Raw genomic sequence first — 24369 nt, forward strand, 5'->3', positions numbered from 1 at the left:
GCACTGCCGATCTCATGCAGTGCACCAAGCCCTTTTTTATTCTTCATTTTGGATCGTTTCTTCTCGTGCTTTACGTCGTTCGGCACGTGCCTTGCGCCGCGCTTCCCGTTCAGGATCTACAGGACGAGGCGTGCGTTCCCGAGTGGCTCTTTCTTTAACCGGTGCTTTTTCATCTGCTATCTGTCGTTTTAACAACTTGTCAACATCCAGTCCGGCTAAATTGGCATAACGGGTAAAGCGCCGCTCTGCATCCTGCTGTGTTTTAATCGCAAGCGCCGTGGCCACTTCCGGTTGTTGTTTATAAAGCGCCGAATAACGCGTTTCCCTTTTGAGAAAATCTTCAAATTGTGTGAAATCCGGTTTCTTGAAGTCCATCACCATTGGATTTTTTCCTTGGGCTTCCAGTTCTGGATTATAACGATAGATGTTCCAATAGCCGCATTCCACTGCCTTTTGCGTTTCGGTCAGCATCGTTTTCATTCCAGCTGAAATACCGTGATTAATGCAAGGCGTATAGGCAATGATCAAAGAAGGACCTGGATAACGTTCTGCTTCTTCAATGGCTTTTAGCGCCTGCCGTTTATTGGCGCCCATCGCGATTTGTGCGACATAGATATTCCCATAACTCATCGCCATGATGCCCAAATCTTTTTTCGCGGCTGTTTTTCCGCCCGAAGCAAATTTGGCGATTGCGGCTGTTGGAGTCGCTTTGGAAGATTGACCGCCCGTATTGGAATATACTTCATTATCCATCACCAGCATATTGACATCTGCGCCGCTAGCCAGGACATGGTCAATGCCGCCAAATCCAATATCGTAGGCCCAGCCGTCTCCGCCTACCATCCACTGCGAGCGTTTGATAAACAGATCGCGTGATGCATAAATCGCTTCTAGCTCAGGCTGTCCATCCATTTCTGCAAGCAGTGCGAGCTCAAGTGCCTCTGCCCGGTCGCGTGTTTCATCGCCGGATAAACGTTTTTCATGCCATTCCTGCATCGCCAAACGTAGTGGCTCTGATAAGTTGGCATCTTGAAGAGCCGCCTCGACTCGTTTAGCCAAGGCTTCACGCATCGTCTGATTGGCAAGATACATGCCGTAACCGTATTCTGCATTGTCTTCCAACAGCGAATTGGCCCAGGCAGGTCCTTGTCCTTGATGATTGACGGTATAAGGTGTGGCCGGTGCACTGGCTCCCCAAATCGATGAGCAGCCGGTCGCATTGGCAATCATCATTCGGTCGCCAAACATTTGCGTCAACAGTTTGACATAAGGTGTTTCACCGCAACCCGCACAGGCGCCGGAAAATTCAAGCAGCGGTTGTTCAAACTGACTGCCGGGAATCGTATTCTTTTTGCCGGGATTTTTCTTCGGCGTGACCGTCATTGCAAAGGACCAGTTTGGTTTTTCTTGCTCGGCCACCTCGTCGAACGGTTTCATGACGAGCGCTTTTTCCTTCGCCGGACAAGTTTGGGCGCAGAGATTGCAACCCGTACAGTCGAGCGGTGAAACTTGAATCCGGTAACGCAGGCCGTCTTTGCCACGCATTTCCCGCGTGATGAATCCTTTTGGCGCACTGGCTGCTTCTTCCTCATCTGCAAGGATCGGGCGGATGGCTGCATGCGGACAGACAAAGGCGCATTCATTACACATCGTGCAGTTTTCTGCGATCCATTCGGGGACTTCCAGTGCAATCCCGCGTTTTTCATAGGCTGCGGTTCCCTGCGGATAACTGCCGTCTTCCATGCCGTTTTGAATCAACGCCCCCACCGAAAGGGCATCTCCTTGAAGGGCATTCACTGGTTGGAGAATATTTTTGACATAATCTGGAGCGTCCATTTGAGCGGCGGCCGGTTTGTCCACTGCCTCACGCCAAGAATCCGGCACATCGACTTTTGTCAAGCGACTGATTGCTTGATCCATCGCCGCAATATTTTTTTCGGCTACCCGCATATCCTTTTTCCCGTAAGTGCGAACTGCGGAATCTTTTAATTCAGCAAGCGCTTCTTCAAATGGTAAAATATTCGTCAGTTTGAAAAAGGCCGTCTGCATGATTGTATTGATACGTCTGCCGAGCCCCACTTCGCCCGCAATTTTGATCGCATTAATCGTGTAAAATTGAATGTCATTCTCTGCGATAAAGCGGCGCATTTTAGCGGGTAGATGCCGTTCGAGCTGTTCGCCTTCCCATACGGTATTCAAAAGGAAGGTGCCACCCGGACGAAGGCCTTCCAGCAAATCGTAGCTCTTCAAATAGGCTGCTGTCGAGCAGGAGACAAAGTTTGGATGGGTGATGAGATAGGCCGACCGGATCCGCTCTTCGCCAAAACGTAAATGCGAAACGGTCAGACCGCCCGATTTTTTGGAGTCGTAGGAAAAGTACCCTTGGACGTTTAGATCGGTATGATCCCCAATAATCTTGATTGCGGCTTTATTGGCGCCGACTGTCCCGTCCGAACCGAAGCCCCAGAATTTGCATTGGTAAGTGCTGGCATTCGTCAAATCTTTTACACCAACTGGCGGCAAGGATAGATGCGTGACATCATCTACGATACCAATTGTAAAACGTGGTTTGGGCGACTCGCTAGCCAGGTGCGAATAAACACCGAGAATCTGGTCTGGTGTCACATCTTTTGAACCTAGGCCATATCTGCCGCCAATGATGAGCGGATGCATGGAGCTATTATAAAACGCACTTTGGACATCAAGAAGTAGCGGTTCTCCGCCAGCCCCGGGTTCCTTGGTACGATCCAACACGGCGATCCGTTCCACCGTTTCGGGACATTTAGCCAGCAAAGTTTCTTCTGGGAACGGCCGGTAAAGGCGAATATTCAGCAAGCCGACTTTTCGTCCCTGCTCGCGCAAATGGTCGATTGTCTGCTCAATGACCGGTGTCACAGAGCCCATTGCGACTAAGACATCGGTGGCATCCGGAGCCCCGTAATAATTGACCAGATCATACTCTGTGCCGCGCAGCTGGTTGATTTCGTTCATATAATCACGCACGATTGTAGGAATTTCCTGATAGTAACGATTGACCGTTTCACGCTGCTGGAAAAAGATATCGGGATTCTGATTCGACCCAGATGTTGTCGGATGGTTGGGACTCATTCCCCGCGACCGGAATTCATGCAAAGCTTCCTGATCGAGCAGACCTTCTAGTTCCTCGTATTCCAGTACGTCAATTTTTTGCAGCTCATGGCTAGTCCGAAAGCCGTCGAAAAAGTTGATGAACGGCAGCCGTCCTTTTAACGAAGCCAGATGTGCCACTGCCGAGAGATCCATGACTTCCTGTACAGACCCTTCTGCAAGCATGGCAAAACCCGTTTGTCTAGCGGCCATTACATCACTATGATCACCAAAGATATTCAGCGATGCCGCGGAAATCGTCCGGGCGGATACATGAAAGACGGTTGGCAGCAACTCGCCTGCTATTTTATACATGTTGGGAATCATTAAAAGTAAGCCTTGGGAAGCCGTGTATGTGGAGGTCAGTGCACCGGTTTTGAGCGACCCGTGTACCGTACCTGCCGCCCCTGCCTCGGACTGCATTTCCACCACCTTGACCGGTTCTCCAAATAGGTTTTTCTTTCCGGCAGATGACCATTCATCGACCAGCTCCGCCATCGTTGAAGAAGGCGTGATCGGATAGATTGCTGCTACTTCTGTAAACGCATAGGAAATGTGGGCAGCAGCTGTATTGCCATCCATTGTTTTACGTTTCCGTACCATTTTTTTGCCACTTCCAGTTCTAATTAATAATAAGGGAGATTGTTATTCCATTCTCTATTCTACACCACAAAACCTGCTGACTCAATGCGCGATCAGCAGGTTTTTTTGACAAACTTGTAAACTTTTTATCTTTTATAAGCCAAATGACTCATCGACTTGGAAAATCTGCTTGCTTCTTTTCGCTTTCCGGTAGGCATAAACTGCTTGCCATGCGCCGAAAACAAGCAAAGCGCCACCGCTCAGCGCACTCACTGTCCAGCTGATTTTTTGAATCATCGTCATTTCATAACACACGACAATGTTGTGCTCGCCGGCAGATAATTTTGCCTGAATCGTGCCCCGATCCGAGACAGAAACTGGGACGACCTTGCCATTATCATAAATTGTAAAGCCTTTATAGTACGGAATATAGGTATTCAACACACCCGCTTCGTCCAGCTCACAACGAATGGTTAACGTATTATCGACTACTTTTTCCTCAAAAGTGCCATTTTCAAGGTAGGTTTCATGCGCAAGAATCGAATCCTGATTTTCACTTGCAGCTTCTGAAAGGTAATCTCCCGGCCAACCGCCATTTACAACAGCAATTGCCTCATAATTATAAAAAGTGACGGGCTTGCGAGCGTCGCCTTCGGAAGATTCCCGGTTCTGCAAATTGTGCAGCATTTGAGTCGAGGTGACAAGGGAGAACACGACGATCAGAAGCGCTCCTACGTAACAGGTGCTGCGGGCAAATTTCCCAAAACGCTCTGCCTGCCAAAGAACTTCGACCACTTCCCCGAGAACAAAAAGCGCACAGGCCGTGATCACACCGTCGAGACGCCATGGAAACTGAATCGTCGCCACCATCGTGTCCTGAACGAGATCCCAGTTCATCAGGCATTCAAAAAGAAAAATAAATACCGCCGAAAACAGCATGACGCGACCAAACTTTGTGATTCGGCGAATAAAAATTACTCCGAGGATCATACTGAGAACGGCAAAGAAACCGACACAATAATCCGTCCCCAGCCAGTCGAACTGCAACTGATTGGTCAAGCTCGCCCAGAGATTATCTCCAAGTGAAAGCTGATATTCTGATAAAGTCGGTCTATAGGAAGCCGTATAATCCCCCACTTGCAGTTGCTCCAATAAAGGAAATAGCGTGATGGATGCAAATAAAACCGTGGCCAAGACAGCTCCCCCCAGCGTGAGCCAGCGTTTTTTATGCCGCAAAAATTCCGGCAGATAGCAGATCAGGATCAAAAGTAGGGCCACGCATAAAAGAACCACGGACAAAAGATGGCTGAACAACACAAAGGTCACGCCAAGGCTAAGCGGAATCCAAGCATGCCGTTTCCCATTCGCCACTGCATACAAACCATAAATGGCCAGTGGGAAAAACGTCAATGCCAGCGTTTCGCCAACCGCAGCCCGGTAAAACAGATCAATCAGCCGATACGTCGCAAAGCTGTAGCCAATCGCGAAGGAAAAACATGCCAGCCGTGATCGCCATAATTTGCGCCCGATAAAATAACAAAGCCCCATTGTTAAAATCTGCCAGACGAAAAAGTAGGCATAGTAGGCCGTTATTGGACTTGTAAACAAAAACCGAAAGAAAGCACTCGGTAAAAAAGTTAGAAAAGGATAGAACAAATCGAGCGGATAGCCAATTTGGTGGAAGGTGAAAAAGTTGGCATAGCTGTAGCCAATTCCAGAAGAAAGCATTTGATACCAGCCTTCCATCCGCTGAATATGAAAGCGAAAATCATCGCCCGTATAGACTTCGCCTGTCTGATAGTAAGGATAAAACATGAAAATAGAGATTATAACAAACAAAACTAGTACCAAGCCGTCGACCCGGAAATTTTTCCAAGCATTTTTAATCATAAGATGAACACTCCTTGTCGAGCAAGTTCATCGATCAGACGGAAATCATCTCCTCTATATTCACTTACACACGCTCCTGCTATCGAATACACTTACAAAATCGTTATAGCCTAGTATACAGATTTCCTGCAAGACGTGCAATTCATATCCTATTTGGGCGCATAAAAAAACCAAAAATCAGACCGTCACTTTCCAAGTGGTCCAATTTTTGGTTTTGTTCACTTACTCCGCTAAAAACTCACGAATCAATTCATAGGTTTCTTCTGTTGCTGCGGAACTTGTTGTCAGAAAATCATGAGGCACTTTTTCAAAACGCTTCACAAAAACCGGTACGCCGGCATCTTTTAATTTCTTCGCATAGGCCTCACCCTGATCTCTAAGCGGATCAAATTCAGCTGTTATGACAAACGCTTTTGGCAGGCCGCCGAGATCCTTGCTGCGAATCGGTGCAACTAGTGGATCGTACTTCCGGTCAGAGGCTTTAGACAGATACAGTTTGAAATATTTGTCCAGCGATTCCTTCGTGAGGACATAGCCTTCGCTGAAATGGTCCATCGACGGGTATAGAACCGAAGCGTCCCGGCTGAAAATGTCGGTTGGCGGATACAGTAAAATCTGTTTGCTGATGGTCGGGGTGCCTTTTGCCTTCGCTAATTGGGAGACCACTGCGGCCAAATTTCCTCCAGCACTGTCGCCGGCCACGATAATGTCTTTCGATTTTGCCCGCAAGCTAGTGTTATGCGAATTCACCCAAAGCAAGGCCGCATAAGCATCTTGTGTCGCCGCTGGGAACGGATTTTCAGGGGCCAAACGGTAGTCCACGGAAATAACGCGAGCTCCGGTTGCCTGAACGAGTCGCCGAGCAATTTCATCACTATGTTGAATACTGCCAGTGACAAAGCCGCCACCATGAAAATACACGATGATCTCATAAGGTCCTTCGTTTGCTGGTGTATAAATACGCAGCGGAATTTTCCCACCTGGTCCGTCAATTTTTTTATTTTCGATTTCACCGATTTCAATATTTTTAGCAGATGGTGCCGCTTTCTGTGCCAATCGAATGTATTTATATCTCGCATCGACATCAGACAAAGGCGCCGTTTTCTTCACGAATTCCTGTGCTGCATCATCCAAATTCTCCACGGCTTCCGGTATGAAATCACGTTTGCCGACTGCCTTTTTGTAAATAAAGAATATAATTGCGAGCGGCAGCAATACCACACTTGCAATCACAACGAAAACCCATTTAAATGTTTGTTTCAATTGCGCTCATCTCCTCACCACAAAATTACTTTACTTTCCTAGTATAGCAGTTTTGCAGATTTCGACCAACTTATTGCGTTCTAATGTATTTAAATTCTTATTTATGTATAAAAATAAATTTAAAGGTTGATTTATGCACGACACGATGGTAATATATATAAAAATGATTGTATATTTATAAATTAAGGGGATGTTTCCATGTCAAAAGAAAAAATCGTATTAGCTTACTCTGGCGGGCTCGATACTTCCGTTGCCATCCAGTGGCTGCTTGATCTAGATTATGAGGTCATTGCCTGCTGTTTAGATGTTGGGGAAGGAAAGGATTTGGCCTTTATTAAGGAGAAGGCATTGAAAGTGGGCGCCGCCGCTTCTCACACGATTGATGCCAAGGAAGAATTTGCAGAGGAGTTTGCCCTTGTCGCGCTTCAAGCACACGCCTATTATGAAGGCAAGTATCCGCTCGTCTCTGCACTCAGCCGCCCACTAATCGCGAAAAAACTGGTAGAAGTGGCTCGCAAAGAAGGGGCAACAGCCATTGCGCACGGCTGCACGGGAAAAGGTAACGATCAGGTTCGTTTTGAAGTGGCGATTCATGCGCTGGCACCCGATTTGAAAGTTCTTTCACCCGTTCGTGACTGGAAATGGTCGCGCGAAGAAGAAATTACGTATGCACAGGAAAAAGGGATCCCCGTGCCGATCGATTTGGACAATCCGTTTTCAATCGATCAAAACCTCTGGGGCAGAAGCAATGAGTGCGGAATCTTGGAGAATCCATGGGCGGCACCACCGGAAGAGGCCTACGATCTGACAGCGCCACTGGAGGAGACGCCGGATACACCGGAAATCATTGAAATCACCTTTGATGCAGGTGTTCCGATCGCGATCAACGGGGAAAATTTGACACTTGCCAATCTGATTCTCACTTTAAATAAAATGGCCGGTAAGCACGGGATCGGGCGGATCGACCACATTGAGAATCGACTGGTCGGCATCAAATCACGGGAAGTCTATGAATGCCCTGCCGCGGTCACGCTGATCACGGCGCATAAGGAGCTGGAAGACTTGACTTTCGTTCGTGAAATGGCGCATTTCAAGCCTGTGATCGAGCAGAAAATCAGTGAAATGATCTACAATGGTCTCTGGTACTCGCCGCTCACAGAAGCGCTGATCAATTTCCTAAAAACCACGCAGAAATACGTGAACGGCACGATCCGTGTGAAACTTTTCAAAGGCCATGCGATCGTGGAAGGCAGAAAATCACCCAATTCCCTTTATGATGAAAATTTAGCGACTTATACGTCGGCGGATACCTTCGATCAAGCGGCAGCAGTTGGTTTCATTAAGCTTTTCGGATTGCCAACCAAGGTCAGCGCGGAGGTCAACGCCAAACAAGGAGCAGCAAGCGAGGTGTAAACATGGAAAAATTATGGGGTGGACGTTTTGAAGGAGCAAGTACACCATGGATTGATGCTTTCGGAGCCTCGATTGAGGTTGATCAGGCCATGGCCGAGCAGGATTTGATTGGCAGTCTGGCGCATGTCAAAATGCTCGGCGAAACGGGAATTTTGGAGCCAGAAGAAGCGGCGGCCATTTCAAGCGGCTTGCAAATCCTCCAGCAAAAACTGGCGCGGGGGGAACTAACCTTCACGATCCAAAACGAAGATATTCACTTAAATATGGAAAAACTTTTACATGCGGAAATTGGTCCTGTCGCCGGCAAGCTCCACACGGCCCGCAGTCGAAACGACCAGGTGGCAACCGACATGCATCTCTATTTGAAAACACACGTCCAGTTGATTCAAGAAGCGATCCACGACTTGCAAACTGCCCTCGTGGCAAAGGCTGCCGAACATATCGAAACGGTCATGCCAGGTTACACACATTTGCAGCATGCCCAGCCGATCGCGTTTGCCCATCATCTGCTCGCCTATTATGAAATGCTGGCGCGCGACAAGGAGCGGCTTCAGGACAGCTTGAAGCGGATCGACATTTGCCCGCTTGGTGCAGCGGCACTGGCCGGGACAACTTTTCCGATCGACCGAGCGATGACGGCAGACACATTGGGCTTTCAGGCGATATATGCCAACAGTCTGGATGCTGTCAGTGACCGCGACTTCATTTTGGAATTCCTCAGTGACGCTTCGATCCTGATGATGCACCTGTCGCGCTTTGCCGAAGAATTGATTTTATGGACCAGCCATGAATTCCAATTCGTCACTCTGACGGATGCCTATTCCACCGGCAGCTCGATCATGCCGCAAAAGAAAAATCCAGATATGGCCGAGCTGATTCGCGGCAAGACTGGACGTGTATATGGAAACCTGTTTGGCCTCCTGACCGTACTAAAGGGGCTTCCGCTCGCCTACAATAAGGACTTGCAGGAAGACAAGGAAGGCATGTTTGATACCGTGGAGACACTGCTCTCCTCGCTGAAAATTTTTACGGGCATGATCGAAACGATGGAGGTTCACTCGGAAACGATGCGCCAATCGACTGAAAAGGACTTTTCAAATGCTACCGAACTGGCGGATTATCTGGCGGCAAAAGGCCTTCCTTTCCGCGAGGCGCACGAAATTGTCGGCAAACTTGTCCTCGCCTGTACGAAAAAAGGCTATTATTTGCAAAATGTGCCGCTAGCTGACTATCAGGCCATTTCGCCGCTGATTGAAGCGGATATTTATGATAAGCTGGCCTCGAGAACAGCCGTCAGCCGTCGCCATTCAGAAGGTGGGACCGGCTTTGATCAGGTCGCAAGTCAGATTGAAAAAGCCAAGCAGGCGCTCCAAATGTAAAAAAGCAGTCATCTCACTAAGGTTTGTTCTGTCCCCGCTAAGCGCGCTTTTAGGCCTGCGTGCGCGGGAACAGTCCCCTTATGATGACTGCTTTTTTATTTATGATGTGCTTTTCCGGTTAGATGCTGGACGGTAATTTTGATTAGACCTGTTCCGCCTATCATCTTGTCCGAAATTGGCTCAAATGTGGTCAAATCACGTCCCGTTGCATGTTGCATGAGACAATCCAAAGCGTGGCGTTTCTCACTCTCTTCTTGAATGATCTCCGCTTCCCCATATGCAATGATCGACTGGTAGGCAAAAGAATAATCCGCCGCAACGTCCCCCGCTTCGACAAGCGTATGGTCACAGTCGATTTGCACACAAACACGAGGATTTTCTTTCAGTAGCCGGATCTTCTTGCCCTGCCTTGCCCCGTGAATGTAAAAAATCAACTGGTCCGCGTCGCACCACTCATAGCCATAATTCACCGGCACGACATATGGAAACTCTTTGTCAAAGAAACCGATATGCGCTACTTGCGCCTTGGCAACGATCGCCTTTAACACCTGCTGCTCCGTCACTTCACGTTCTTTTCGCCGCATTTTTTCCATATGCGCACCTCCCAATTATTCGACAATAAGGCCGGCAGCAACCATTTTAGCTTCGCGCATCATTTCCTCGATGACTTCCCGGCACGGCTTGATTTCTGTGACTAGGCCTGTAATTTGTCCAGCCATGACCGAACCATTATCCGTATCCCCGTCCAGCACAGCTTTCCGAAGTGAACCCATGGTCAGCTTTTCAAGCGTGTCACGATCGACATTTTCCTCTTCCAGCCGCAAGTATTCCTTGATCATTTTATTCTTGATTGAACGAACCGGCGCCCCATTTCTGCGCCCTGTCACTGTTGTATCCCGGTCGCCTGCTTTTAACACAGCTTCTTTAAAGTTAGGATGAACGGGACATTCATCTGTCGCAAGGAAACGTGTGCCAACCTGTACACCTTTCGCGCCTAGAGCAAACGTAGCCGCCATGCCCCGGCCGTCAGCGATTCCTCCTGCTGCAATGACAGGAATTGAAACTGCGTCCACAATCTGTGGCAAAAGCGCCATGGTCGTCGTTTCGCCAACATGACCGCCAGCCTCTGTTCCTTCTGCAATCACAGCATCGGCGCCCAATTTTTCCATTCGTTTGGCAATCATAACGGATGGCACGACTGGAATGACAACGATTCCTGCTTCTTTCCATTTCGGCATGTAGGATTTAGGCGTGCCTGCACCCGTTGTGATAATTTTAACGCCCTCTTCAATGATCACTTCTGTCAATTCTTCAATATTTGTCATCATCAGCATCAAATTGACACCGAATGGTCGATCTGTCAGGGCCTTTGTTTTTTGAATCTCCGCGCGCAAGTCTTCTGCTGACATGCCGCCGGATGCAATAATCCCAAGACCTCCAGCATTTGAAACCGCCGCGACCAGTGGGGCTTTTGCAATTTGCGCCATTGCTCCTTGAATAATTGGATAGTCGATTCCTAATTGTTCTGTTAGTTTCATTTTGTTCCTCCCAAATGTTTACATTCTCACAAGTAGTATATCAAATTTAAGAGGCACCGAGTAGGGTCATTTTTGATTTTCTGCCAAAGTTTGCACAGCCAAAATCACACAGCCTGTAATCCCTGCATTATCTTCCAAAGCAGGCGGCACAATATATTCTTCCAAATTTGGCAGCTGCACATAACCATTCATGATTCCTTTCAGCTTTTGACGAATAAGCGGGAAAAGTTGACGTTGCTTCATCACACCGCCCCCCAAAACAATACGTTCCGGCGCCAAAATCAAGCTGTAGTTCATGATTGCTTGTGCTAAATAGTGTGCTTCAAGGTTCCAAACTTCCTCGCTATCCGCCAGTTCCACGCCTTTTTTACCCCAGCGTTTTTCGATCGCACCGCCTGCTGCAAGCCCTTCCAGACAATCATCATGGTACGGACAGTTCCCTGTAAAACGATCATGCTTATTCCGCCGAACAAGAATATGCCCCATTTCCGGATGGGAAAAGTTTTCCAGGATTTTTCCGCCACAAACGGCTCCACCGCCAATACCGGTTCCAATCGTCACGTAAATGCAACTGTCGAGCCCTTTGGCCGCACCCAGCGTTACCTCGCCCAGTGCCGCCGCATTCACGTCTGTCGTAAAGCCGATCGGCACATCAAACGCCTCCTTCATCGCACCAACAATATCATAATTGCGCCATGCGAGTTTTGGCGTTGAAGTAATGTAGCCATAAGTCGGACTGTCTTTCCGAATATCAATCGGCCCGAATGACCCGATCCCAATCGCTTCCAGTTCATCTGCATACGGCTTGAAAAAACCGATGACTTCATGCATCGTTTCGGATGGCTCTGTTGTTTTATAAGTTGCCCGCTTGATAATTTTGCCCGTCTCGTCCCCAATTGCTGCAACAAATTTTGTACCGCCTGCTTCAATCGCTCCAAATACCATCTTTTATCCGCTCCTTCATATTTCATATAACGCTTACATTTTACTCCAATCGGCTCAAAAATCAATACCATTTTCAAAAAATTACTTAAAATAGTTCAAAATACATAAATTAACAGTCTTTTAAAGACGGCCGATTTTCATTTTTTGAAAACCGTTTGAACCATTCTTTCGTAAGCATCAAAATAAGCCGGCAACGCTCGTGGATCCACCCCATAGCGCATCGCCTTGGCAACACCCGTGTAATACCATTTTTGCAAGTCATAGCCGCGTTTAAAATGCTGCCATACTGCATGCCCTTCTGAACTCATCGCATAACGAATGGAGCTGAGATTATCATATTTGTCCGCCACGATCAGCGCCTTTTCTTCCAAGCTTCCCGTTCGTACCGTTTCAATCGTGTGGGCTTTTCGTTCTTCCCAGGAGAGCGCTTTATTTTCAGTATGGGAAAGCACCAGCGCAGCAACATGCGGTCCGAATTCCTGCTCGATTTCCGCTCCAGTTACCACCGTGTCCTCCACCACATCATGAAGAAGACCGGCGATTACCACATCTTCCGAGAAACCAGCTTGTCTCAGAATCCGCGCCACATTGAGCGGGTGTGAAAAGTAAATCTCACCAGTGATTTTTCGTTTTTGTCCTTCATGAGCGGCTCGTGCATACGCTTTTGCTTTCTCATACATGTTGATTCCACCTGTCTGTTAAAATTTTCTAGTAAACGGAATGAAGAGGCGCTTCCCCGCGCAAGACTGCTTCGATATTTGAAACGGCAATCTCGCCCATTTTTTCGCGTGTTTCCACGGTTGCATTGCCTATATGCGGCGTCAAAACGACATTTTGAAGTTCGCGCAGCTTGGCACTGAGTTCTGGTTCAAATTCAAATACATCAAGGGCAGCACCGCTGATGGTACCGGCTGTGAGCGCTTCGACTAAGTCTGCCTCTTTAACGACCGGTCCTCTGGCGGCGTTGATCAAAAAGGCCGACTGCTTCATCTGTGCAAGCGTCGTGCGGTCAAACAAATGCTTTAATTCCGGACTGTATGCCGCATGAATCGTAATCACATCACTTGCTTTGATCAATTCTTCCTGCGTGACAAATGTCGCACTTACAGTCTCTGCCGCTGGTTTAGGTTGGTGCCCGGAATAAAGAATCCGCATGCCAAAAGCAGACGCCCGTTTAGCCACCGCCAGTCCAATGCGCCCGAGTCCAATGATGCCAAGCGTTTTCCCATAAAGCTCGCGGCCTAGGAAAAAAGTGGGCGCCCAGCCGGTAAACTGTTCTGGTGTTTCGCGAAGCAACTGGTCGCCTTCTGGAATCCGCCGCATGAGGCTTAGGATCAGTCCGAGTGTCAGTTCAGCCGTGGCTTCCGTTGAAACATCCGGCGTATTCGTGACCGCAATACCACGTGCCTTCGCTTCTGCCACATTGATATTATCAAAACCGGCTCCCACATTGGCGACAATTTCAAGCCGCGACGCCCGGCGAATCACCTGCTCGGTCACAGGCGTGGAAAGTGGGCAGATCAGGGCATGTGCATCCTTAACACCCTCGATCAGCGCCTCCTCCGTGATGGGCTCAGGCCCTTGATAAAAAACAGCGCCCAAGTCCTGCAGCTGCTTTTCTGTTTTTGGCAGAAGCTTGCCCGCCACAAAAATTTTCTTCATACGATATTATTCTCCTAGCTGTAAAAACTGATTTCACGGCCATTTAGCGGCTGCACAGGCCGGTTCGTCTCGCCAATGACAGTATCCAGTTTTTCCAGATCCTGCCCATCGATTGCGACCGCCTCTTTCAAAATGACCCAAGTGACCCCTTCCACAGTGGGCGGTGTCGTCAGTGAACCTTGATAAGTGTAAAATGCTTTACGCTTCGGCAAAAAACGTTCCACTTCAAGTGAAATCGAGCGTTCCGTATCAAAGTCAACAAATACTTCCTGAAAATAGCGCGGCAATTCGCCAAGAGCCGCTTGACTGTTCTGATCAACATGCATCCAGACAGCCAGCACCAGCTTGTCGCCCTGTACATTTTCGTGAACAAAGTGCCATTCAATATCGAACTTCTTGCCATTTAGCAGATGCTCACTTGGAATGTGCGCGTGAAATGCAGCTAACGTGTATTTTTCCTCATTATACATCAAATACTGCGTGTTATCGAGTGGAAACAGATGAACTGAATTCTCGATTCGTTTGACGGTATACGTCATTTTTTCATAATAAAATTGTAACAGTTCCCCATGATATTTGGCTACGTGTTCTAGTTGTAGATCAATTGGTGATTGAGCCGTTCCTTCCTTTGCAACCGCAAATTCCGGACAAATGGTACCCCAGTTTTCGGGGCCGGTCTCACCATGATAAGACCAGCTAACGTTTACAGCTGGCATCTACAAGTCCCCCTTTGATTGACATTACAAACATTTTAGCCGAGCAGGGGGACGCATGCAAATATTGTGCCTGATTCAGTCAAATCTGACATGTAGGCGTGAAAAAAAGCTCTGCAGATAAACGCCCCCTTTCAGTGCTAACTGACTGGGTGTCATTCAAGCGGCAAGGCTTTTTTCTTCTATATTTTATAATCGTTTAAGATAGGATTCCTGCTTCTTTCATTTCCTTTAAAGTGGGCATGCCATTTTGAGCACCTTTTTTTGTTACCGAAATTGCCGCAGCACGATTACCCGCTTGGATGGCCTCAGCAATCTGCTTGCCTTGAACAATCTCATGCGCAAAAGCACCGTTAAAAGTGTCACCCGCACCTGTCGTATCTACTGCCTTTACTTGATAAGCTGGAATTTTTTGAAGGGCGGTTCCGTCATGAAACAGCACGCCGTCAGCTCCCCGCGTCACGATTAATTGATTGGGATATTGTTCGACAGCTTCTTCCAGTGATAATTCTGGAAATATCAGCCTGCATTCCGTTTCATTAGGCGTCAAATAGGTTAATTGATTCATCATGCTTCCCGCCTCAACATCTGCCGGCGCTGGATTATACAAAACTTTCACTTTTTGCTGATGACAGCGTTCCACCACATAGCGAATGGTCGCGCGAGGAAGCTCATTTTGCAGAACGACAAGCTCGTACTCACTTAAACGGTTTTCTATTTTTTCCTTCACCAGTTCCACCGTCACCAAATCGTTCGCTCCTGAGGTAATGACAATCCGATTGTCCCCATCCACTAAGAAGATAGGGGCCGTCCCGGATGATGTTGTTGCATCTATCTCGACCATTTCACAACCAACATGCTGCTCCATCAAATTTGCCAAGATCCATTCGCCGTAAGGATCTTTCCCCACACAGCCTACTATATCAACAGCTCCACCTAGTCTCGCGATTGCGACAGCCTGATTAGCGCCCTTACCTCCACAAAACAATTCTAGTGAATCTCCTTTGATCGTTTCTCCTTGTTTTGGCATTCGTTCTGTTTCAATTGTCAAATCTACAGACATCGAGCCAACCACTAAAATCTTGTTCATCTTGTCACCTGCTTGTCAAGCTTCGCTAAAGCATCCATTAATAGCTTCACAAATGCCGCGCGATCCACCTCTTTTAATACTAGCGTGTGCTTTGGCTCTGGTGCCATTCGTCGAAAATCGCCATATGTCAGTCCTCTGGCAGGTGAATTATCTGTAATCACATGAATATCTGCATACTCGCCCTTAAAAATATCCGGTGCCATAAGATACGCAATCGTACATAAATCATGAATTGGTGAATGAATAAAACCAAATTGCCGTCCAGATTGATTATAAAAAGATAATAATTCAAAAGCCAAATTGCTGACTTTTCCTCGATTCTTGAGGCGATTGATTTCAGTCAGGGTGATTTCTGCCTGTTCAGTGACATCTAGTCCCGCCATAACGATTGGCAGCCCACTTTGAAAAACGATCTCGGCAGCATCTGGGTCTACAAAAATATTGAATTCAGCCAAAGGGGTCTGATTACCATGACTGATTCCACCACCCATCAAAGCGATTTTCTCAATAGCAGGCATTACTTGCGGATAGTTTTTAATGAGTAGGGCAATATTCGTTAGCGGTCCTATCGCAACTAGCGTCACCTTTCCTTCCGCCTCGATAATTTTTTGATATAAAAATCCCACCCCGTTCTGTTCACACAAAGGATAATCCTCCCCATCAAAATAGGGGCCGTCCATGCCACTCTCGCCGTGAGCCTCTGGTGCGGTTTTCAGTGGTTTCACGAGCGGTCCTGCTTGCCCTGCCGCCAGTGGCAAGTCCGCTTTTAAAAAACGCAAGATGTTTTGGGCATTTTTTGTCACCTTAGCTAAAGTTTGATTGCCGCCAACCGTTGTAATGCCTAAAATATTAAATTTTTCAGGATTGGCAAATGCGACCATGATTGCCAGTGCGTCATCATGCCCAGGATCACAATCTATTAAAATATTTTTCACCCTACAACCTTCTTCCCTAGTTCCTCCATCGTCATTACACCTTGAAAGTTCAACGCTTTTGCCAATTGACAAATGTAAGGCTGTTTCAACGCACTAAATTGCAGCAATTCTTCATTCCAAAAGATTTCCCGTGGCGTGCCCTCTTTACGAAGCTGTTTTTCTGCAAAAACCAACACGCGCTGAAACTCTTTTACTACAAATTCCATATCATGTGTGATGGTGATGACGGTTTTATTTTTATCTGTCAGTATTTTTATAAGTTTCCCCAGTAATTCTGTGGATTCACGGTCTTGTCCAGCAGTCGGCTCGTCCAAAATCACAATCTCAGGATCCATTGTCATGACCGCAGCAATCGTAATGAACTTCCGCTTTGAATACGGCAAATTATAGGGATGCTCTTTCAAAACGTCCATTAAGCCACAAATCTCCGCCGCCTCATGCACTCTCTCTTGAACAACCGCAGCAGGTAGCTTTTGTTTTTTAGGGCCAAAAGCGATTTCTTTCTCAATGGTTTCTTGAAAAATCTGATCATCCGGGTTTTGAAAAACATACCCCACATGTTGAGCCATTTGGGCCGTTGTCAGCGAAGCCGTTTCCTGCCCATCAATCAAAACGCGCCCACTTGCAGGTCGCAATAAACCGTTCATTAATTTAACCGCAGTCGTTTTGCCTGCGCCATTTTGCCCAATGATGGCCACCGCTTCTCCTAAACGAAAATCTACCGAAAGATCTTGAACGGCTTCAAAACCATTCGGGTAGCAGAAACGAACATTTTCCAGCTGTAAAAAACTCATACATGCGCCACTCCCTTCAGTTTCCGAATCGCCTCAGCCATTGTGATCGGTATTTGATCCATCTGATGCAGCTGCTGCAAATAGAATAAGGCCACCTGCGGCAAAGAACCGCCATGTTCCAAAATACTTGGGTCACTTAATACTTGGTGAACTGTGCCATTTTTCAAGACACACCCATTTTCAAGTAAAATGATTTCATCACAATATTCCGCCAGCAAATCTACCTTATGTTCTACAACAATCACTGTTTTTCCTTGTTCTTTCAGCATGGCGATGATCTGAAATACTTCTTCCGTACTTTTTGGATCGAGCTGCGATGTCGGTTCATCTAAGATCACCACTTCGGGGTCCAAAGCTACAACAGCCGCTAATGCCACACGTTGTTTTTGCCCACCAGACAGCTCATAAGGATTCTTCAGTTTAAGGTCATCAAGATGGAATAAATGCAATAATTCTTGCACCTTTTTTTGCATACGTTCTGGTGGTACACCAATATTTTCCATTCCATAAGCAATCTCTTCTTCCACCGTATCCTTAACCCCGGAAATCTGCGTAAACGGATTTTGAGAAGAATAGCCCATTTCTGATGCCAGTTCTCCAATATTGTAGTCCTGAACAGATTTATTCTTGTAAGTTACTTCACCGGACAATTCTCCTAAAAACATTGCTGGAATAAAGCCGCGGATAATATGGCACAGTGTCGTTTTTCCAGCCTGATTGTTACCGATTATTCCATAAACTTTGCCTTTTTTAAATGATAGACTGACATCCTTCATGATTGGTTGCTCGTCCAAAGGATATTGATACGTGATCTGTTTTAATTCAATGAAACTCATAAGGGACCTCCTACAAAATAGACAATTAGAATCGCTAGACAAAAAATCGTAATGAGATAATCTAACGCTGTCTTTTTAACCGCATAATAAGTTGTTTTTCTCATTTGAGCTGAAAATCCCCGGGCTTCTAATGTCAAAACTCGCTCGTCCGTTTGCTGAATGGATGTCAGTACTAGTGGACCAATCATCGGAATGAAAGCCTTCATGCGTATCCACAAAGATCCTTCTGTCTCAATGCCTCGCGCTTTTTGGGCATCTGTGATCGTCCCGGAAAGCTTCGTCATCTGTGGAACAAGTTGAATGGTCGCTGCAATCACAAAAGTCACTTTTTTAGGAATCCTTGCTTTTTCCAAAGAAGAAATGATATCTTTGACACTCGTAACTTGAAAAAACCAAATAATAATAGAACTGATGGCAATGATCCGTGAAGACAGATCGATACTTGTCTGGAGTCCCATTTCTGAGTAGCCGATAAACCACCAGAGCGGCTGACTATCCTCATTTTGAACAATAAATACCTGTACGAGAAAAATAAACAAGACAATGATAAAAATCGATTTGAAAAAAGTACTGAAAAACTTACCGATCGTACCTGAGAACAAACTCAACAAAACCGCTGCACCGAAAAGCACATATTGTACTACCGGCGATGTGGAAAACATACTGATAACCGTTACCGTTAATACAATCATCAATTTTGTAGAAGGATACCATTTACCGATTGCTGTATGCACGTTTCAACACCTCCTTGCTGATATAAGGCGTCCCGTAGTTCAATTTGATTAAAAAGCGCGGCGGAATCCGTTTCACTACCAGATAGGCAATACCAAAATTCAAAATCGTATTGACTGTGCCAGTAATGATATTTGTCGAAAAGACAGAATCCCAGAGTTGCTGACCGGCCGCTAAAAAGGCAGCTGTTACCAAGTCAGTTCCAGCACCCGTCACACCTCCGAACATAAAGACGGTTACAATGGCCGATGTTCCAGCAGAAACAATCGTCAAGACTACACAAGCAATCAATGTACCGATAAGATGATTGAAAAATTTAAATCGCGAAAAATAGCCTGCAAATAATCCAATGCTCATAGCGACCAGCCCATAGGGAATCGCTACCGGATTCAACATGCCATTGACCACACTTCCTAAAAGCCCCGTCACAAGGCCCACCCAAGGACCTGCCACCATCGCCACCAAGTATGTACCAATCTGGTCGATAAATACGGGCAATTTCAAAATGCTGCAAAGCTGGTACCCTACAACATTCAATGAAACGCCCACTGGGATCAACATTAACGCTTGCAAGCCAAAATCATACTTTATTCCTCGTTTCATGCCTCTTCCTACTTTCCTGTTTTTTTGAAAGCAAAATCCCCCATCTATGTAAAGCTTTCTTCTACAACATCAGTATATTCAGAAATAAAAAAACACGAAAGGTCACATGTCCTCTCGTGAAAATTTTTCAGCTTTGAATAAAATGTTGTTTTAAACGTTGATGCTCTTCTGGACCAATATAAATTTTGCGCTCTTTATTAATGATTTCCTGATTATCCCTTAGCTTTTTCAACGAACGCCCCACTGTTCGAACGCTCATCCCTAATTTATTGCCAATTTTTTCACGTGTTTCGCTAACTTCCACAATCCCTTTTTCCACCCTCACTTGTTCCTCATAATAGCCCGCTAAAAAATACCGCAGCCTGTCAACGCCTTCAAACCGGTAAAACAAGCCACTGTTATTCGAGCAATGATAAAGGTCCACCGCCAAAAGATTGGCACTTAAACGCAGCAATTCCATGTCCTCCATGATCCATTCATAGACCACATCCGCCGGAACACGCACTGCTTTAACCTTACTCAAACAAGTCACAGTCGCCACCATTTGTTCCTTTTTCGCTAAAAGCTCTAACAAGCCAATGCTGCCATTTTGCTGCCCTAATTGAAAATACTCATATTCATTGCCATCCTCATAGTCTCGAACCCCGACCAGAATACCACTTATGATAAAGTAAATATATACAGGAAAATCACCGCGCACCACAACTTTTTCATTCGGCTCAAAACAGACTTCCGGATATTCATCCGTAAGCTTAGCCTGAATTTTGCTGTAATTAAAAATGGTTTCATTCCCATATTGCTGCCATTTTTCCCTCAGATGCTCTTTTTTCACCATGAATCCCTCTCCAAAAAAAGTTTCGGTCGTTCCACCTATAGTCAGTATAACAAATAATGCTTTACAGGCGTTACGATCAAATCTTCTACCAGCAAAATGACAACTTGACTATCATACTTAGCATATAAATGTCTATATGTTTCCAATGTAATCTGTATATTCGTATACCTTAGTCTTTCTTGAGTCACAATAAGCTGTATGTTCTACTCAATTAATAAAGCCACATGAGAATGTCTTAATGCACGAAATTTTATTGGTTTCACACTCACTATTTTTGCAACATCTTTTTAACCAATTAGAAAATGAATAAGATGATATGAAAGCCTTGTCAAACTGAGACACATATTCAAAATTTCCAATCATAGATTGAAGTTCCTTCCCTCTTTTCAACTTTACACTTAAGGATCAAATCTTCCTTACACTAATAACAACAACTCTGTACCATAAAAAGATACAAATATGTCGAAAAGCTTTTCATCTTTTCGACATTTCATCATCCTACAGTCTTTATTTATATAACCTAGTAAAGATTCTTATATTCGATTTTCAAAATATTCTTTAATATGAGGGTTATACATTAAAAATTCTTTTAGTACTAAAGAAATTTCCTTTCTCTTTAATTCACCTTTTACTTTAAATAATTTATACCTGTTAATTCCTTCAATATGCTGAGGATAAATTTTTCCAATAGTTAGTACAAGAACACATTTCAAATTTCTATATCACATCTTCATCAAGCTCCTAGTACTTCTATTTTTTACACATCAGCTGAATCATATTTAACACTTGCCTTATAGAATTAAATAGGGCGGTTCTACTTGGATTAGCTAAATTTAGTCATTACTTCACATGACTATGTTACACAAGAGGATAAATAAAATCGAAATCAATGACAAAATCAATTTTTCGAACTGTATGGTTCGAAGAAACCCAATTATTCATAAAAATAGTGATTAGTTGGTTTCGCGCAACTCGTTGATGTTACATAACATATTTCTTATCTTTCTCGTTGTTTTTTCACTTCTAGTATAAATTAAAAAGACTTTAGACCAAATATCTCTGCGTTTTATCTACAATTCGACCTTTAATGTATACAATGATCATGCAATTCATTCTTTACTTGTTTGTCCCCAAATATTAGTTAAGTGGATAGTATCACTTTGAGGACGTATTTTTTCATTTTCTATAAAATCAATATTGACAGTAATTGGCATTGATACCGCTGTCCCAGAAATAATACATACTCCTTGAGGAAGCACAGGTAACATAGATTTGGACATTCTATCCATCGTTGATATTGAATTATCAATAATTAGTAAATCTCTTTCATTTACTAATTTATGAAGAAAAAAGTTATGGACTTGAGATAATATTGTTGATGAAATATCAGCTGGTCTCTGACTTGATAGCGTTATGAAAAAAGAGAACTTTCTACCCTCTTTTATTATTTCCTCAAACAATTCTAATCTATAATCTTTCCAAGAGTCTTGTTCTCTACTTGATTGGTTGGATAATATATTGTGGGCTTCATCGATAATAAGGTGAAAACTTTTTTCTGTTTTATTTCTCTTTTTCTTATGTTTATCAAAATACATTTTTGAGATAAGTAAAGAAAGAATTTTTTTGGAATTATGATTTAGATTTTTAAATGAGACTATTTGTAAAAATTTCTGTTCTGGCAGAACATCAATAATATCTATATAATTTTCAATATCGTTAATCCTAGAATGTATTCGACGAATAAGTGGAGCAATGTGATCTGGAACAACGCTCTCATATAAAATATCTGATATTAATTGTAACTCACATCTGTAAACAAATTCTTGAAATATATTTAATTCAGAAGAAGAAATGGTATTTTGAAGTTCATTTAGATCAATTGATGTACTCTTTTCCTCTGTCCAATTACCATCAAAAAATGTCCATTTTCCTGGTGGAAAGGGATAAGCAAACTTATCTTTATGAAAAATAACAGCTTTAAGTTTTTCTAATAAGACAGAACTATCTGGAATATTAGACTCAATACAAGCTATCAATCGATTTTTAATATCAGTCTGATTTACTTCGTTAGTCAAAATACGCTTGATTAAATAAGCAGTCCAAGCGCTTAACGATTCCATACCAGTATTATATTTCTTTTTGCCTTTTATTACTCTTGATAGAAAAGGCTTTTGTGTTTGCTGAGTAGCTGAAAATAGAATTGATAACATTTCATCATCAAAAAAGATATCATCCTTAATTGGAAATTTTTTTGATGATTTACGTTTAGAATTTAAATTGTAAATTTCCTTGTCAATAAGCAATACGCCAAATGAGTCATCTTGAATGTATTCTCCATTGAAATCTAATACTAAAAATTTACTCTTATTCCTTAGATTAACCAGCTTAGTTTCACTAAACAACTCATAATACAGCTTGTGTAAAGTATTAGATTTTCCACTTCCTGTATTACCAAAAATACCTATGTGTGAAGCAAAAAATAGGTTAACTGGTAGCTTAATGGCATTTTGTTCAACTAGGCTTTCTCCTACCTCAACAGTTACTTCATTAAGATCATTACTATAATTGTTGATGTATATTCTATTGACCTCTTCTGCACTTGGTATAGAGCAGATATTTCCAATCATTGGTAAAAACGAGGCTCCACTATTAAATTTTCCTTGTTTTAAGTACCCAATTGTTTGAACATCCAATATTCTTTTTATAGTATTCTTTTTAAACCTTCTATCTAAATTATAATCTTTGACGTTGCTTTGATTGTCCCAAATAGATTCAGAGATTATTCTAGCTACAATTTTCACAAACCCTTGAGAAATAAGAATAAAACTGTTTACGCTAACATTTTTAATCAATTCACCATTTTGAATAAATGTAGCATGGTTTGTATTATCAAAAGTAGCTATTTTACACTGAAACCCTTTAACTTCAACAACAACACCAATCTCCAAATTATTCATAAGTATCACCTGTCTCTAACATAATAGGTAAATATTTATTGGATAATTCTTCTTCCATACAAGAATTTAATGAACAGAAATCTAGCACTGGTATTGTATTAGAATTAATATTTATTGAATTCACTTCGAAACTATACAATCTCACTTCACTATCTGCTTTGATTACAGTGTAGTTTGATAAATCAAGTTCTTTTTCCTGAGTTTTAAAATCTTCATTTGTATACGTTTTCTGTAAAAAATCATCAGGTTTAATAAAAATAATGTTTTTCGGAATAGTGAAATCTGAAAAATTGAATCTTGAAATGATTTCAGTAGCATCATCATTTTGAAAACAAAAAATTAATACTATCAAATTAGGATTATTCAAAGATCTTTGTACTACATCTGAAATATGTTCATCGTAAAAAGAAAAGCCAAATACAATAAGGGCAGACTGCTCTTTCTCCAATTCATAACTCAAAAGTCTAAGCATGTTGAAATAATGTTCTTCAATTAATGTTGACTGAAATTTTCTTTTTGTCGGAAACACTATCTGTAACTGTTCTAGACTTTCTCTAATTCCTGATGTCATATCTTTAGAATAGACGGCTAGCTTATTTACATCTGAAACTAATTCATCAATATCGACTTCTTTCGAATTTAAAAGGCCAATATAATCCTTGGGATTAGAAAATTTTAGATTAGAATAATTATCTACATCCTTTTCAAACTCGATGAGAAAATCTTCCAGTAGTTCATTAATTTTAGTTACAGTTGACTCAGAAGGTGTTACTTGAACCATCTGCTTCTTGCCCGTACTTTGTTGCACTTTCTTCCAATTAATTGAACCGTGGCATTTAATCATATTAATAACTGGCATTTCATTCGAATAATTATCAAATATTCCAGAATACAGCAGAGTTTTATTAAAGTTATCAGTATTTAGTACTCTCTTAACATATCCATTTGCTCCATCGTTAAAAAAAATTCGAGGATTATTCTCTAAAATGTTCTCTACAGCACTTTCTAAAAAAAGATCATAGTTTGTCGTAACAAGATTAACTCTTTTGGGAGAAACCCTACTATTTCTCAATTTT

The 24369-nt window shown here is 43.7% G+C and carries 20 protein-coding genes; 2 read left to right on the top strand and 18 right to left on the bottom strand.

Annotation, left to right across the window (positions count from 1 at the left end):
* Positions 1–36: 36 nt before the first annotated feature.
* The 3 genes from nifJ to CS921_RS10175 form a co-directional block, all read right to left on the bottom strand.
* A complete protein-coding gene (gene nifJ / locus CS921_RS10165; protein ID WP_099223505.1) occupies positions 37–3729 on the bottom strand; it encodes a pyruvate:ferredoxin (flavodoxin) oxidoreductase in 3693 nt (1230 codons plus the stop codon).
* Positions 3730–3861: 132 nt separating this feature from the next.
* Positions 3862–5598 (bottom strand): YfhO family protein, encoded by a 1737-nt coding sequence (locus CS921_RS10170; RefSeq protein WP_099223507.1) that lies wholly within the window; start codon positions 5596–5598, stop codon positions 3862–3864.
* A 222-nt stretch (positions 5599–5820) separates the two neighbouring features.
* Complete coding sequence (locus CS921_RS10175; protein ID WP_099223509.1) at positions 5821–6861, bottom strand: alpha/beta hydrolase; 1041 nt, start codon at positions 6859–6861, stop codon at positions 5821–5823.
* Positions 6862–7059: 198 nt separating this feature from the next.
* Between CS921_RS10175 and CS921_RS10180 the strand changes: the two genes are divergently transcribed.
* Both CS921_RS10180 and argH read left to right on the top strand, forming a co-directional pair.
* Positions 7060–8274: an argininosuccinate synthase gene (locus CS921_RS10180; RefSeq protein ID WP_099223511.1), complete on the top strand. Its 1215-nt coding sequence runs from the start codon at positions 7060–7062 to the stop codon at positions 8272–8274.
* Positions 8275–8276: 2 nt separating this feature from the next.
* Positions 8277–9653 carry an argininosuccinate lyase gene (gene argH / locus CS921_RS10185; RefSeq protein WP_099223513.1) on the top strand — a complete coding sequence of 459 codons (1377 nt, stop codon included), beginning with the start codon at positions 8277–8279 and terminating at the stop codon, positions 9651–9653.
* Positions 9654–9748: 95 nt separating this feature from the next.
* On the opposite strand, the gene CS921_RS10190 is transcribed toward argH, so the two are convergent.
* The 15 genes from CS921_RS10190 to CS921_RS10260 form a co-directional block, all read right to left on the bottom strand.
* On the bottom strand, positions 9749–10246 hold the full coding sequence (locus tag CS921_RS10190; RefSeq protein ID WP_099223515.1) for a pyridoxamine 5'-phosphate oxidase family protein: 498 nt from the start codon (positions 10244–10246) through the stop codon (positions 9749–9751).
* Positions 10247–10261: 15 nt separating this feature from the next.
* Positions 10262–11191 carry an enoyl-[acyl-carrier-protein] reductase FabK gene (gene fabK, locus CS921_RS10195; protein ID WP_099223517.1) on the bottom strand — a complete coding sequence of 310 codons (930 nt, stop codon included), beginning with the start codon at positions 11189–11191 and terminating at the stop codon, positions 10262–10264.
* Positions 11192–11257: 66 nt separating this feature from the next.
* Positions 11258–12136 carry an ROK family protein gene (locus tag CS921_RS10200; protein WP_099223519.1) on the bottom strand — a complete coding sequence of 293 codons (879 nt, stop codon included), beginning with the start codon at positions 12134–12136 and terminating at the stop codon, positions 11258–11260.
* Between the two features lie 137 nt (positions 12137–12273).
* Positions 12274–12816, bottom strand: coding sequence for an HD domain-containing protein (locus tag CS921_RS10205; protein ID WP_099223521.1), 543 nt, complete (start codon positions 12814–12816; stop codon positions 12274–12276).
* Positions 12817–12844: 28 nt separating this feature from the next.
* Positions 12845–13798, bottom strand: coding sequence for an NAD(P)-dependent oxidoreductase (locus tag CS921_RS10210; RefSeq protein WP_099223523.1), 954 nt, complete (start codon positions 13796–13798; stop codon positions 12845–12847).
* Between the two features lie 14 nt (positions 13799–13812).
* Positions 13813–14514, bottom strand: a complete 702-nt coding sequence (locus tag CS921_RS10215; protein WP_099223525.1) for a carbonic anhydrase family protein — start codon at positions 14512–14514, stop codon at positions 13813–13815.
* A gap of 196 nt (positions 14515–14710) precedes the next feature.
* Positions 14711–15601: a ribokinase gene (gene rbsK, locus CS921_RS10220; protein WP_099223527.1), complete on the bottom strand. Its 891-nt coding sequence runs from the start codon at positions 15599–15601 to the stop codon at positions 14711–14713.
* Positions 15598–16536, bottom strand: a complete 939-nt coding sequence (locus CS921_RS10225) for a nucleoside hydrolase (RefSeq protein WP_099223529.1) — start codon at positions 16534–16536, stop codon at positions 15598–15600. The genes rbsK and CS921_RS10225 overlap by 4 nt, the downstream gene beginning before the upstream one ends.
* A complete protein-coding gene (locus CS921_RS10230; RefSeq protein WP_099223531.1) occupies positions 16533–17330 on the bottom strand; it encodes an energy-coupling factor ABC transporter ATP-binding protein in 798 nt (265 codons plus the stop codon). Before CS921_RS10230 ends, CS921_RS10225 begins: the two co-directional genes overlap by 4 nt.
* Entirely contained in the window at positions 17327–18166 is an 840-nt protein-coding gene (locus CS921_RS10235) for an energy-coupling factor ABC transporter ATP-binding protein (protein WP_099223533.1), read from the bottom strand. Before CS921_RS10235 ends, CS921_RS10230 begins: the two co-directional genes overlap by 4 nt.
* Complete coding sequence (locus CS921_RS10240) at positions 18163–18900, bottom strand: energy-coupling factor transporter transmembrane component T (protein ID WP_099223535.1); 738 nt, start codon at positions 18898–18900, stop codon at positions 18163–18165. The genes CS921_RS10235 and CS921_RS10240 overlap by 4 nt, the downstream gene beginning before the upstream one ends.
* On the bottom strand, positions 18881–19501 hold the full coding sequence (locus tag CS921_RS10245; protein WP_099223537.1) for an ECF transporter S component: 621 nt from the start codon (positions 19499–19501) through the stop codon (positions 18881–18883). Before CS921_RS10245 ends, CS921_RS10240 begins: the two co-directional genes overlap by 20 nt.
* A gap of 127 nt (positions 19502–19628) precedes the next feature.
* Complete coding sequence (locus tag CS921_RS10250) at positions 19629–20336, bottom strand: Crp/Fnr family transcriptional regulator (RefSeq protein ID WP_205527778.1); 708 nt, start codon at positions 20334–20336, stop codon at positions 19629–19631.
* A gap of 1109 nt (positions 20337–21445) precedes the next feature.
* Positions 21446–23293, bottom strand: a complete 1848-nt coding sequence (locus CS921_RS10255) for an ATP-binding protein (protein ID WP_099223539.1) — start codon at positions 23291–23293, stop codon at positions 21446–21448.
* A partial coding sequence (locus CS921_RS10260) for a hypothetical protein (RefSeq protein WP_162921741.1) occupies positions 23286–24369 on the bottom strand: 1084 nt, incomplete at its 5' end. The genes CS921_RS10260 and CS921_RS10255, both read right to left, overlap by 8 nt.

The sequence above is a fragment of the Listeria costaricensis genome (assembly GCF_900183385.1).
In the GTDB taxonomy this organism is placed as follows: domain Bacteria; phylum Bacillota; class Bacilli; order Lactobacillales; family Listeriaceae; genus Listeria; species Listeria costaricensis.

Coding starts and splice junctions, on each gene's coding strand:
- CS921_RS10210 (WP_099223523.1), bottom strand. CDS start 13,798: ATGAAGAAAATTTTTGTGGCGGGCAAGCTTCTGCCAAAAACAGAAAAG.
- CS921_RS10250 (WP_205527778.1), bottom strand. CDS start 20,336: ATGGTGAAAAAAGAGCATCTGAGGGAAAAATGGCAGCAATATGGGAAT.
- argH (WP_099223513.1), top strand. CDS start 8,277: ATGGAAAAATTATGGGGTGGACGTTTTGAAGGAGCAAGTACACCATGG.
- CS921_RS10205 (WP_099223521.1), bottom strand. CDS start 12,816: ATGTATGAGAAAGCAAAAGCGTATGCACGAGCCGCTCATGAAGGACAA.
- CS921_RS10235 (WP_099223533.1), bottom strand. CDS start 18,166: ATGAGTTTCATTGAATTAAAACAGATCACGTATCAATATCCTTTGGAC.
- rbsK (WP_099223527.1), bottom strand. CDS start 15,601: ATGAACAAGATTTTAGTGGTTGGCTCGATGTCTGTAGATTTGACAATT.
- CS921_RS10230 (WP_099223531.1), bottom strand. CDS start 17,330: ATGAGTTTTTTACAGCTGGAAAATGTTCGTTTCTGCTACCCGAATGGT.
- CS921_RS10170 (WP_099223507.1), bottom strand. CDS start 5,598: ATGATTAAAAATGCTTGGAAAAATTTCCGGGTCGACGGCTTGGTACTA.
- CS921_RS10200 (WP_099223519.1), bottom strand. CDS start 12,136: ATGGTATTTGGAGCGATTGAAGCAGGCGGTACAAAATTTGTTGCAGCA.
- CS921_RS10245 (WP_099223537.1), bottom strand. CDS start 19,501: ATGAAACGAGGAATAAAGTATGATTTTGGCTTGCAAGCGTTAATGTTG.
- CS921_RS10215 (WP_099223525.1), bottom strand. CDS start 14,514: ATGCCAGCTGTAAACGTTAGCTGGTCTTATCATGGTGAGACCGGCCCC.
- CS921_RS10190 (WP_099223515.1), bottom strand. CDS start 10,246: ATGGAAAAAATGCGGCGAAAAGAACGTGAAGTGACGGAGCAGCAGGTG.
- CS921_RS10255 (WP_099223539.1), bottom strand. CDS start 23,293: ATGAATAATTTGGAGATTGGTGTTGTTGTTGAAGTTAAAGGGTTTCAG.
- fabK (WP_099223517.1), bottom strand. CDS start 11,191: ATGAAACTAACAGAACAATTAGGAATCGACTATCCAATTATTCAAGGA.
- CS921_RS10180 (WP_099223511.1), top strand. CDS start 7,060: ATGTCAAAAGAAAAAATCGTATTAGCTTACTCTGGCGGGCTCGATACT.
- nifJ (WP_099223505.1), bottom strand. CDS start 3,729: ATGGTACGGAAACGTAAAACAATGGATGGCAATACAGCTGCTGCCCAC.